Annotated in this window: 6 protein-coding genes and 1 tRNA gene; 6 read left to right on the top strand and 1 reads right to left on the bottom strand. The window is 73.3% G+C overall.

Annotated features, from left to right (window positions below; genetic code table 11):
• On the top strand, positions 1–1674 hold a 1674-nt coding region (locus ACIA47_RS27580; RefSeq protein ID WP_396711306.1), incomplete at its 5' end, for a recombinase family protein.
• Positions 1675–1676: 2 nt separating this feature from the next.
• Here ACIA47_RS27580 and ACIA47_RS27575 read toward each other — a convergent pair.
• Positions 1677–1760, bottom strand: a tRNA-Leu gene (locus tag ACIA47_RS27575).
• A gap of 231 nt (positions 1761–1991) precedes the next feature.
• Between ACIA47_RS27575 and ACIA47_RS27570 the strand changes: the two genes are divergently transcribed.
• The 5 genes from ACIA47_RS27570 to ACIA47_RS27550 all read left to right on the top strand — a co-directional run bounded on the left by ACIA47_RS27570 (position 1992) and on the right by ACIA47_RS27550 (position 12045).
• On the top strand, positions 1992–4682 hold the full coding sequence (locus tag ACIA47_RS27570) for a tetratricopeptide repeat protein (RefSeq protein WP_396711305.1): 2691 nt from the start codon (positions 1992–1994) through the stop codon (positions 4680–4682).
• A gap of 171 nt (positions 4683–4853) precedes the next feature.
• Positions 4854–7478 carry a fibronectin type III domain-containing protein gene (locus ACIA47_RS27565; protein ID WP_396711304.1) on the top strand — a complete coding sequence of 875 codons (2625 nt, stop codon included), beginning with the start codon at positions 4854–4856 and terminating at the stop codon, positions 7476–7478.
• Positions 7479–7505: 27 nt separating this feature from the next.
• Positions 7506–8501, top strand: coding sequence for a MoxR family ATPase (locus ACIA47_RS27560; RefSeq protein WP_112583044.1), 996 nt, complete (start codon positions 7506–7508; stop codon positions 8499–8501).
• A gap of 14 nt (positions 8502–8515) precedes the next feature.
• The gene (locus tag ACIA47_RS27555; RefSeq protein WP_396711303.1) at positions 8516–9688 is read left to right on the top strand and encodes a DUF58 domain-containing protein; all 1173 of its coding nucleotides are present in this window, start codon (positions 8516–8518) and stop codon (positions 9686–9688) included.
• Positions 9664–12045, top strand: coding sequence for a transglutaminaseTgpA domain-containing protein (locus ACIA47_RS27550; protein ID WP_396711301.1), 2382 nt, complete (start codon positions 9664–9666; stop codon positions 12043–12045). The genes ACIA47_RS27555 and ACIA47_RS27550 overlap by 25 nt, the downstream gene beginning before the upstream one ends.
• Positions 12046–12104 lie beyond the last annotated feature (59 nt).

Here is a 12104-nt window from a genome sequence, read left to right as displayed (position 1 = left end):
TTAGCCGTCTCGAAGGATCGCGCGGTGGCCGTCTCCTATCTACCCAACACGCCCATCACGGGCAAGTCGTACACCACTCCCGTGGGCGCAACCCGATCCCTCTTACCCTGGATGTGGGAACCAGGACGGGGTAGACGCACCGATCGTGGAGGTCCTATGGCGACGAGGGCGGCGGCAAAACCGGGACGGAGCACTCTTTCGGCGTGGGCTGCCGGGCAGCGCAAGGTACGGCCACAACGGTTCACCCCGCCTGCGGATGGACTGCGCTTTGCGTTCTATGGACGGATGTCCACCGTCGACTTTCAGGATCGGGCGTCGTCGTGTCGGTGGCAGCGTGACTACGCTGACGACCTGATCGCCGACCACGGTCGGATCGTGGTGGAGTTCTTCGACGAGGGCATCTCTCGCCGGGTGGCCTGGTCGGACCGGCCGCAGGCGTCACGGCTGCTCGCCGCGGTGATGGATTCGGCACGCGGGTTCGACGCGATCGTCGTCGGTGAGTACGAACGTGCCTTCCACGGCCAGCAGCTTGAACAGTTGACTCCCACCTTGCTCAGGCATGGCGTGCAGCTGTGGCTGCCGGAAACCTATGGGCCGGTGGACTTCAACAACCCGCGGCAGCTGGCGTTGCTGGACCTGCTGGGTGTGCACTCCCAGCGGGAGGTGTCCCGAGCCCGGCATCGCACGACCGCGGCCATGCGCGCTCAGACCGAGTTGCAGGGCCGACATCTCGGCGGCCGGCCACCCTACGGCTACCGGCTGACCCACGCCGGCCCTCATCCGAACCGCGCCCACGCCGCCTGGGGACGGCGCCTGCACCGCTTGGAGCCCGACCCTGCCACCGCACCCCACGTCCGGTGGATCTTCGAGCAGCGGCTTGCCGGCCGGAGCGTGGCCAGCGTCGCCCGCGCCCTCAACGACAACGGCGTCCCGTGCCCGTCCGGCGCCGACCCAGCGCGTAACCCCCACCGCAGCGGCAGCCAGTGGATGCTGACCACTGTCGCGGCGATCCTGGCCAACCCCCGTTACACCGGGCGGCAGGTTTGGAACCGTCAACGCAACGACCGTGACGCCCTCCCTGGACAGGGAACCTTCGATCGACACCACGAGATCCAACGGTCGAGCGCCTCCACCGACTGGGTCATCTCCCGCGAGATCGCGCATACTCCGCTGGTCAGCGAAGAACACTTCGTCGCCGTCCAGGCAATCCACACCGCACCGACCTCAGCCGACGGCATCCCCCGCTGCTACTTGTTGGCCGGAGTGATCTGCTGCGGCGTGTGCGGCCGCATCATGGACTCCCACTGGGTCCACGACCGACCCGGCTACCGCTGCCGCCACGGACACACGAGCACCCGCACCAGAACCTCCGCCCAACCGAAGATCCTCTACATCCGGGAAGACCACCTGCTCGACCGCATCCGACACGACCGCGGGCTACACCGTCACCATCCCGCGCTGCGCAGCCCCGACCCGGATGAGCTTGCCGCCTACATACGCACCAACAACATGATCATCGTCTGTGACCACCACGCATGGACCATCGAAGCCGAGACCGCGATCTACCCGCTCACCCCGGCGGGGAGCTTCCTCACCACGACAGCAAAAATCCCCGCCCAACGGGACGGGGATCACGCAAAACACGAACAACCATCACAGTTCGTGTGGAAATAACGTGTCCGAGGGGGGACTTGAACCCCCACACCCTATACGGGTACTAGCACCTCAAGCTAGCGCGTCTGCCATTCCGCCACCCGGACCTACACGTTCAGCCTACCTCGCCGACCAGATGATCTTCCATCCGGCAGTCAGCACAGCGGGCCGCACGGGGAGTTACTGTACACGCCGCTCGTGGATCATGCACATCGCCTTCCGGCGCCTCTCACACGGCGCTTCCGCCGCTGCTCAAGCCGCCTCAAAACGGCCGCACCGGCACACCGTCGGGGCGTGTCCGGGTAGCGTCCGGCGGCCTCTGACGGCAGCATTGCCACGTGTCCCATCCCTCCCCCCTGGCAGCCGCCCAGCACCGAGCCCTCGCCCTGCGCGCCGCGGGCGACCTCAGCGCCGCCCGGCAACTGCTCGCGGAGGCCGTCGAGTCCGCTCCCCCGCCATACGGTGACGATCATCCCGAGGTGCTGCACACCACACACCTGCTGGCACGGTTGCACCGGGAGGGGAACGAGCCGCTTGCCGCCCGCCGGGTGTTGGAGGAGGCATTCGCGGCGGGCGAGCGGCGCTGGGAGCATTCCGACCCGCTGATGCTCGCGCTCGCCTTCGAGCTCGCCGAGGTGGCGGAGGAGCTCGGCAACCGGCACGAGGCCCGCCGCAACTACACCCGCGTCGCCACCGCCGGTCCCGCCGCGCTGGGGGAGAACCACCCGGCGGTACGCGCAGCCCGCGACTACCTCGGCCCACCCCCGTCGACGCCGGGCGAGCAGCACCCCGCGCCGACGCCCGGTCCGGCCGCAGTCGCCCCGGTGACCGAGCCCGGTGCCCGGTCGGCGCTCTCCGGCCCGACCCTGTCGCTGGCGACCCTCGCCGCGATGCGGCCCTCCGCCGGTGGCCCGCCGCCCGCCGTCTCACAGTGGGCGCCGCAACCGCCGGCCGCACCCCAACAAACCCCTCCAGCGGTACGCGCACCAGCCACACCCACGTCGCCCGGCCACGCCACCGCGGCACCGGTCCCAGCCCCTCCGGCGACGCCCGTTCAGCCGGCGGCAGCCCCCTCGATCGCGCCAGCGCGGCCCGGCCCGCCGACGGCCCCACCCAGACCCGTGACGCCGCCCCGCCCGCGCGCCGACGCGGCACCGCCGGCGAATGCGATGTCGCTCGGCTCGGGCGTCGGCGTGCAACCCCCCACGGATGCGCAACCATCGCTTCGGCGCACCGATGGGCAACCACCCGAGCGTGCAATGCCGCCCCGTGAACACGCCGATGAGCAACCGCCTGGACCGTCCCGGCCAGCGGTCAACCCGATGCTCCGGCCGAGGGCTGAAGGCCCGCCGACGACGCCGGCCGGGCAGCGGTCACCAGACCGACCGCCGTCCGGGCCGGCCGTGGCACCACGTCAACGGGTGGGCGACCAGGCGACCCCGCCGGTGGTCGACGTACCGGCGACCGTCCCGCCGGCGACACCGGCGGTGCCGGCACCTCGCTGGGACAACCCCACGATCCGGGTACGGCAGATCGAGCCGCTGCTCGCCGAGGAGGCCGCCCGGCCAACCGCGCGGACCGAATCGCACAACGTGTCCGGTGCCGAGGCGACATCATCGGGCAGGCCCTCCCCGACCGCTGACCACCCAGGGCCGGCGTACCCGGTGAGCGGACCACCAGCCCAACCCACCAGCGCACCACCGGTGACCCCGCATCCGATCTCCGCGCCACCCAGCCAGCCCTATCCGGTCTCCGGACCACCGGCCCAGCCATACCCGGTCTCCGCACCACCCGGCTACGGACCACCCGTCTCCGCGCCTCCGGTGAGCGCACCACCCGTGCCGCCCTGGGGGTTGACCGCACCGCCCTGGAGCAGCAGCGCCCCACCGCAGCCCCTGCCCAATCCAGGTGCCGACTCCCCCACCCACACCACGACACCTCCGCAGAACACGGCGGCTGTGCAGACCGTCACCGCCGGGCCGAGCACGCCCGCCCCGACCAGGATGGACGAGGGCGGCACCGGTGCGGACGGCGACTCCGGGCTGGGCATCCTCGACGCCCCAGTGGTGCCGACTCAGCGGGCCCGTAGCGCGCCGTCCGACCAGACCGTGGTAATGCCGTCCGTTCCGGCGCACGGCGGCCCGGCCGGGGTTGAGGCCAGTCCGGGCTGGCGAGCCGCCGCCCAGCCCGCCCCGACGGCCGCCCCGGCGAACCCTGTCCCCCCGCAGGCGAGCGCCAGTGCCGCCCAGGCGCACTTCACCGCCGCCCAGGCAAACCCGAGCCTCGCTCAGGCAAACCCGAGCCTCGCTCAGGCAAACCCGAGCCTCGCTCAGGCAAGCCCCATCGCCGCGCAGCCGAGCCCTGTTGCGCAACCGGCGTGGTCACCAGGCGCCGACCCGGCGCTGGCGCCGCCGGCCGCACCGCCACCGGTCCAGCAGTACCACCACCAGCCCCCCGAGGCGCCGTACCCGACCCAGGGCCAGCACCAGGTGCCGTACCCGGGTCAGCAGTACCACCCGCCGGACGCGTACCGGCCGGCGTACGCCGATGACGGTGGGTCGACGGGCCGCAACCGGGCGGCGCTGATCGGCGCGGCCGTGGCGGCCGGGGTGGCCGTCGTGGCGGTGGCGGGCCTGGGTGCGGTGATGCTGACCCGCGACGATCCGCCGCCGTCCGGGACCGCGCCGACGGCGGCGGCACCGACGGCGGCCGGGCTTCCGCCGGGCGACCTGAAGTTGCGCGACGATTCGACAACGATCACGTTGACCTGGACGGACCCGACCGGCGGCGCGGTGCCGTTCATGGTCGCCGCCGGGCGGGCCGGGCAGGCCCTAGGCGTGATCGCCACCGTGGACCCGGGCCGGACCAACTACACGGTCAACGGGTTGAACTCCCGAGTGGATCACTGTTTCACCGTGTTGGCGGTCTACTCCACTGACAGCTTTGCGACTTCCGGGCAGGTCTGCACCGCGCGGGAACGCGAAGCCACACCGAGTGGGGAGCCCTCCGGCCGACCGTCGCCACGCTGAGTCGAACCGAAGCCGGGCTGAGCTGGACGTCCACAACGCACACTCTCGGTATCCACAGGGGTGACGGTGCGGGTTCCCCCGCCACCACCAGCGCCATATGATGGCACCCGGCTCAGGGGAGGGGTCGCCGGAAGGCGCGCCACCTGCCACGACTCAGGGAGGCAGCCGGCTGTGGCCAGCATCGACGACGCCGTACAGACCGAGGCCCCCCGCCCCCGGTCCCGGCTGCGCGGCGGGCTGGTGACCGTCGGCACGGTGGCCGCGCTGTTGGCCGCCATGGGGCTGACCGTCCTCGGGTTGGGCGCGGCGGACAACGCGGTGGCCAACTACGACGCGAGTTCCTGGCTGTGGAGCGCGGCGCGCAGCGAGCTGGCCCGGGTCAACGGGGTCACCGCCCGGGTGGACACCCGCACCGAGATCCCCGGTGCCCGGCAGCATCCGATGCAGATCACCCAGACCGACCGGCTGCTGATCCTGCGGGACCTGCAGACCGGGCAGGTCAGCTCCCTGGATCTGGCCACCCTCCAGCTCAGCGCGACCACCCGGACCACCCCCGGCCTGGGCGTGAGTGTCGCCCTGTACGAGGATGCGGCGTTCGTCGTCGACGCCGTGCAGGGCATCGTCCGGCAGCTCGACCCGCGATCGTTGACCCCGGTCGGCGAGCCGGTGCGCTATCCGCCGGGCATCACCGGCGGCACCTTCGACGGCAAGGGTCGACTCTGGATCGCGGTGCCCAGCCAGGGCACCGTCTCGGCGATCACCGCCGCCAAGCTGCCGTCCGCGCCGGCGTCGGCCGCGCCCGCGGGTGCCGGGCTCAGCCCGCAGCGGGTCGAGTCGTACGACGTCGCCGACGCCAGCCACGAGCTGGTCGTCTCCACCCTGGACGACGGGGTGGCGGTGCTCGACCGGACGGCCGGGAAGCTGGTGCGGGTGCAGCGCGGTGAGGTGCACCCGACGGTGCTGACCCTGTCCGGTCCGGCGGCGCTGCCCGCGCGCACCAGCGGCCCACGGGTGCCGGTCACGGTGACCGCCGACCGGCGGGTGCTGCTGGTGGGTGACGGTGGGCAGGAGAGCGGGTTCACCGTGCCGGGTGAGGGGGACCGGCTCAGCCCGGCGGTGGCCTGGGCCAACCGGTTCTACTGCGCCGACGAGGCGACCGGCACCATCTACTCCTTCGACGCGGCGGGTCAGCTGGTCGAGACCATCCGCGGGCGGGCCAACGGGCCGCTGGAGCTGGAGGTCCGGGAGAACCACCTGTTCATCAACTCCCCCGACTCGGCGACCGCCCGGGTGGTGGACGACAAGCACCAGGTGCGCGAGGTCAACAAGTACGCCAACGACGTGCTCGGCGGCGACCCGCCGCCGGTTCCTCCGCCGCCGCCTCCGCCGAAGAAGCCGCGGGTGGGCAAGCCGAGCGCGCCGCGCAGCGTCACCGCCGCCGCCGGCAACGCCCAGGCGCGGGTGAGTTGGCGCCCGGCCGCCGCCAACGGCGCCGAGATCATCAAGTACGTGGTGCAGGGCGCCGGGCAGCGCCTGGAGGTGGGTGCCAACCAGCGTGCGGTGGAGGTCAAGGGCCTGACCAACGGCGAGACGTACCGGTTCGCGGTGCACGCCGTCAACGCCAAGGGCGACGGTCCGCCGCGCAACAGCAACCCGGTGACGCCGACCGCCGCGGTGCCCGACCCGCCGGCGAGCGTCACCGCCCAGGAGCGGCCGGACGGCACGGTCCTCGTCAAGTGGCCGGCGGCGAACGGGCAGGGCAACACCATCGCGAGATACGCGGTGACGGCCAGTTCGGCGGGCACGAACGCCCCGGCCGGCGAGTCGACAAAGACGGAGCTGGTGGTGCCCGCCGGTGAGCTGGAGTTCGGCACCCAGTACGCGTTCACAGTGGTGGCGGTCAACAGCAAGGGCGCCGGGTCGGCGGCTTCCCCGGTCAGCAACACGGTGGTGCCCTTCGCGGCGCCCGGTCGGCCGCTCAACCTGCGCGCCGGCACGGTAGCCAACCAGCCGGGCGCGGTGACGGTGCAGTGGGCTCCGGCGGATGCCAACGGTCGGCCGGTGACGAAGTACCTGGTGGACGTCGGTGGGCGGGTCAGCGAGGTGACCGACACCCGCACGACCGTCACCGGGCTGGGCAACGGCCAGAACGTCACGGTGAAGGTGAAGGCGGTCAACGAGGCGGGGCCGGGCCCGGAGGCCACCGCCACCGCACGAACGGTGGCCGAGCCACGGGTCACGGTGACCGGCTCGTCGTCGACGGCCACCGGGGCGACTGTCACGTTCACAGTGGACGCCGGTGGCGGCCAGGCCACCTGCACGCTGACCACGACGGGCGAACCGGCGAAGGCCGGGGCGTGCTCCAGCATCACGATGACGGGCCTGACGCCGGGCACCAACTACACCTTCACGGTGACGGCGAGCAACGCCGCCGGTAAGGGCACCGCGACGCGGGCCCAGAAAACGCAGCCGCTGCACGGGATCGCGACCTGCCGCAACGGCGCGTCCGGGCCCGAGTCGACCTACTGTGACCGAGACCGGGAAGGCCGCAACGGCAATGAGATCTTCTCGGTCGCCCGGCAGGACAACGACAAGCAGGTGGGCTGGGCGAAGCCGGGCAGCCGGCTGCAGGCGTACTGCAAGAAGTCGGGCGAAGAGGTGTACGCCTACATCTACAACAACGACAAGCGCAGCACCTGGTGGGTGCAGGTGAACTACGAGGGGAAGAACTACATCCCCTGGGCCTGGCTCAACCTGGAGGGCGGCGACAACATCAACGTCCTGCCCACCTGCTGAAACACCAGGCGAGGAGCACCACCGACCGTGAACACCCACGAGCCGCTCACCCAGCCGGAGGTGCAGGGCTTCGCCGCTTTGGCTGCCCGGCTGGCCGAGAACGTCAACGCGGTGGTGCTCGGCAAGCCGCAGGTGGTGCGGCTGGCACTGACCGCGCTCTTCGCCCAGGGTCACGTGCTGCTGGAGGACGTGCCCGGGGTCGGTAAGACGACCCTGGCACGGGCCATCGCCGCCACTGTGAAGGGCGAGTGGCGGCGCATCCAGTTCACGCCCGACCTGCTCCCCTCGGACGTGTCCGGCGTGACGATCTTCAACCAGGCGACCCGGGACTTCGAGTTCCATCCGGGGCCGGTCTTCGCCAACATCGTCATCGCCGACGAGATCAACAGGGCGTCGCCGAAGACCCAGTCGGCGCTGCTGGAGGTGATGGAGGAACGCACTGTCACGGTGGACGGGGTCCGGCACCCGGTGCCGTCGCCGTTCCTGGTGGTCGCTACGCAGAACCCGGTGGAGATGGACGGCACCTACCGGCTGCCCGAGGCGCAGTTGGACCGCTTCCTGGTGAAGCTCTCCGTCGGGTACCCGGACGAGGCCGTCGAGGTCGAGGTGCTGCGCGGCGCGACAGTGCGGTCGCCCGAGGCGCTCGCCCCGGTCACCGACACCGCCACCGTCGGCGAGATGGTCCGGATGGCCCGCCGGGTGCACATCGCCGAGCCGCTCTACGCGTACGCGGTCCGGTTGGCCGCGGCCACCCGCACCCACCCGCAGGTGCGCGTCGGGGTCAGCCCCCGGGGCGTGATCGCGTTGACCCGCGCGGCGTGCGCGTACGCGCTGATCGACGGGCGGGGCTGGATCATGCCGGAGGATCTGAAGGCGCTCGTCGAGGCGGTGTTCGCGCACCGGCTGCTGCTCACCCCGGACGCCCAGGTGCGCGGGATGACCCCTGCGGAGGTGCTGCGCCAGGCCGTCGCCTCGGTGCCGGTGCCGTTGCCGTCGGGGCAACCCGCTCCGGTGCAGGGCTGACCGGCAGCAGCGCGATGGGGATCACCGCCCGTGGGGTCGGGCTGCTTGTCGCCGCCGTGGTGCTGCTGGGGGTGGGTTTCCGGTTCGCGTACCCCGAGTTGACGCTGCTCGGCGCGGCGGCCGGCGCGGCCGTCGGCTACGCCGCGCTGGTCGCGGCCTGGCGGCCCCGACTGACGGTGACCCGCCGCGCAGACCCGGACCGGGTGGCGCGCGGCGAGCCGGCGAGCATGACGTTGACAGTGCGCAACACCGGGCGGCTGCGCTCGGCGAACCTGCTGGCCGAGGACCGGTGCGGGGAGCGGGCCGTGCCGGTGCCGGTACTGCGCCTGCGGCCCGGCCGGAACACCGAGGTCCGCTACGACGTGCCGACCGACCGCCGTGGAGTGGTACCGGTCGGTCCGCTGCGGGTGACCCGGCGCGATCCGCTGGGGCTGGTGGCGCTGGCCCGCCCGTACGGTGCGGCGGTGCCGGTCTGGGTGCACCCCCGGATCCACCCGCTGACGGCGGTGCCCAGAGGCGCGGGGCGCAGCCTCGACGGCCGGGTGGACGGGGTCCCGCACGGGTCGATCACGTTCGACTCGCTGCGGGAGTACGTGGTCGGCGACGAGCTGCGCCGCGTGCACTGGCGCACCAGCGCCCGGGTGGGTGAGCTGATGGTGCGGGAGAACGTGGACACCAGCCTGCCGCGCCTGGTCGTCCTGCTGGACAACCGTGCCGCCGCGCACCCGCAGCGGGTCGGCGGTGTGGCGGAGTCGTTCGAGTCGGCCTGTGAGGCGGCGGCGTCGATCATCACCGCCGCGCACCGCGCCGACCTGCCGGTGCTGTTGCTGTTGGTCGCCGCGGAGCCGGCGGAGGTCACGACGCCCGACGGCGAGGCCGACGGCGCGCTCGGGCCGCTGGACCGGCTCGCCGCCGCCGACCTGTCCGCCGACGGTGACGCGGTGCGGGCGGCCACCACCCGGCTGCGGCAGGACCGGCTCGGCGACACGTTGGTCTTCCTGACCGGGCCGGGTGGCCGGGCGGACCTGGGGCACGTCGGGGCGCTGCGCGGGGCGTACCCGTCGGTGGTGGTCGGGGTGTTCGGCGCGGCCGAGCCGACGCCGCCGGGCGCCGCCGGCCTGGTGGTCGTCGACGCGGCGGACGGCGCGCAGTTCGCCGCCGAGTGGGACGGGGTGCGCCGGTGGTGACGGGCACCGTGCGGGTGCTGCGGGCGGCGGTCCTGCCGCTGGCGCTGATCGGGCTGACGGCGCTCGCCGGGGTGGTCCTCGGCCGGGTGTACGCCGGTGGCCTGCTGACCTGGCTGGTCGTCGGCGCGGCGGCGGGTTCGGTGCTGGTCAGCGTGGCCGCCCGGCGGCTGCCGTCCTGGCTGGTGGCGCCGGTGTCGGTGGCCGCGATGGCCGGCTGGACACTGTGGTCGCTGCGGCTGGCCGCCACCCGCGCCGAGTTGCCGGGCGGCCTGCTGGAGGTCACCACGGACGCCGCCCGCAACGGCATCCCCCGGCTGCTCACCGCGATGATCCCGGTGGAGCCCACCCCGGACACGGTGCTGGTGCCGGTCGTCGCGGCCTGGCTGGCCGGGCTGACCGGCGCGGAGGTGGCGCTGCGCACCGGCCGGGTGCTGCTGGGTTACCTGCCGGCGGCGGGGCTCTACGCCGCCGCCCTCTACGTGGTCGGCCCGAACGCCGAACCGGCGGTGGGGTCGACGCTGGTGTTCGTCGCGGTCGCGGCCCTCGGCCTGGCGACCCCCACCCGGACGGCGGGCGGCGGCGATCCGACCACCGAGCTGACCCCCCGGGTACGCGCGGCGGTGCGACTGCGGCTGGCCACCAGCGCGGCACTCGGGGTGGCAGTGGTGGTCGGGCTGGTGGCGTTGCTCGGCCCGGTCGTCGCGGAGCAGGTCGACGGCCGGCCGGTGGACCCGCGCCGGTACGTGGAGCCGCCGCAGGTGCAGGCGCTCGACGAGAACCCGTTGATCCGGATCTCCGGCTGGGCGCTGCACCCGGAGCAGAAGCTCCTCGACGTGAGCACGGAACGCCCCGACGCACCGCCCGCCGACGCCCCGAACGAGGCTGACCCGGCGGCGGGCACCGCGCGCAGTGTGCGGATCCGGTTGGCGGTGCTCAGCGACTACGACGGGGTGACCTGGCGCGTCGGCGCGACGTACCGCAACGCCGGGCGGATCCTGCCGGCCGCGACTCCGGCCCGGGACAGCACAATGCAGACGGTCCGGCAGCAGATCAGCGTCGCCGAGTTGAGCGGCCGGCTGCTGCCCGCCGTGGCGACGCCCCGGGAGGTCAGTGGGGCGCGGGTGGCGTACGACCCGGCGAGCGGAACGCTGATCCGGCCGGAAGGGCTGACGCCGGGGCTGCGGTACACGGTGACCTCCGCCGAGGAACGCCCCGACCAGAACCTGTTGGCCAGCGCGAACGTGCCCGCCGGCGACGAGGTGGCCCGGGTGCTGCGGGTCGCGGACGGGGTGCCCGACCCGATGCGCCGGCTGGCCACCCAACTCGCCGAGGAGAACGGCGCGCCGTACGCGCGGGCGTCAGCGATCGAGCAGTTCCTGGCCGAGCACTACCGGGTGGTGGCGGATGCCCCGAGCGGGCACGCGTACCCGAATCTGGGTTTCTTCCTGTTCGGACCCCGCAACGGCGGCGGGCAGGAGGGCACCTCGGAGCAGTTCGCGGCGGCCTTCGCGGTCCTCGGCCGGCTCTCCGGGCTGCCCACGCGGGTGGTGGTGGGCTTCCGGAGCAGCGGGCAGGGGCTGGTGCTGGCCGGTGACGCGTACGCCTGGCCGGAGGTGCTCTTCGACGGGCTGGGCTGGGTGGCGTTCGACCCGCTGCCCCGCCCGAACGACGAGCCGAGACCGGTGGAGGAGGATTTCCGTCCGACGCCGGAGGACCCGCCGCCGTCGGAGGCGCCGGCACCGACAGCGGAGCCCAGCGTCTCGCCGGAACCGGCAACCGCCGCCGATGCCCCGCCCGGCCGGGACGGGGTCTCCACGCCGGTGCTGGTCGCCGGCGGCAGCGGCGGCCTGCTGCTGGTGGTGGGGGCCCTCCTGCTCACCCTGCTGGCGATGCGCCGCTCCCTCACCCGCAGCCGGCTCGTGCGGGGCGACCCCGGCCAGCGCATCGCCGGCGCCTGGCGGGAGGTCACCGACGCGCTCCGGCTGGCCGGCAGACCGGTCGGGGACGACCTGGCCGCCACCGAGATCGCCGGGCACGCCCGCCAAGCCCTCACCGACGCCCGCCTCGGCCGAATCGGAGGTGGCGGGGCCGGTGAGCCCGCCGACCCCGCCGGCGTGGCCGCTCGCGCGACGGCCACCGGCGGTACGACGGACGCGGACGCGTCGAGCCCGACAGTCGACGAGCTGGCAAACCTGCTCAATCAGGTGGGGTTTGCCCCCGGTGCCGCAACCAGGGAGCAGGCGACGCGGGCCGCCGAGGTGGCCACCGCCTACGTGGCCACCCTGCGCTCGGCCCGCCCCTGGTGGCGCCGCCTACTCTGGTCCGTCCACCCCGCACCCCTGCGCCGCCGCCGCTAGTCGCGCCCACCCTCCTGCGCGATCTTGCACTTTCTGCCCCGACGTAAGGGGCATTGTGC

Source organism: Micromonospora sp. NPDC051227 (assembly GCF_044455385.1).
Taxonomy (GTDB): Bacteria; Actinomycetota; Actinomycetes; order Mycobacteriales; family Micromonosporaceae; genus Micromonospora.
Note: the sequence above shows the minus strand (reverse complement) of the source record. Positions and strands in the feature narration are given on the sequence as shown.

Excerpts from the sequence above, each read along its gene's own strand:
- ACIA47_RS27555 (WP_396711303.1), top strand. The coding sequence starts at position 8,516 with ATGGGGATCACCGCCCGTGGGGTCGGGCTGCTTGTCGCCGCCGTGGTG.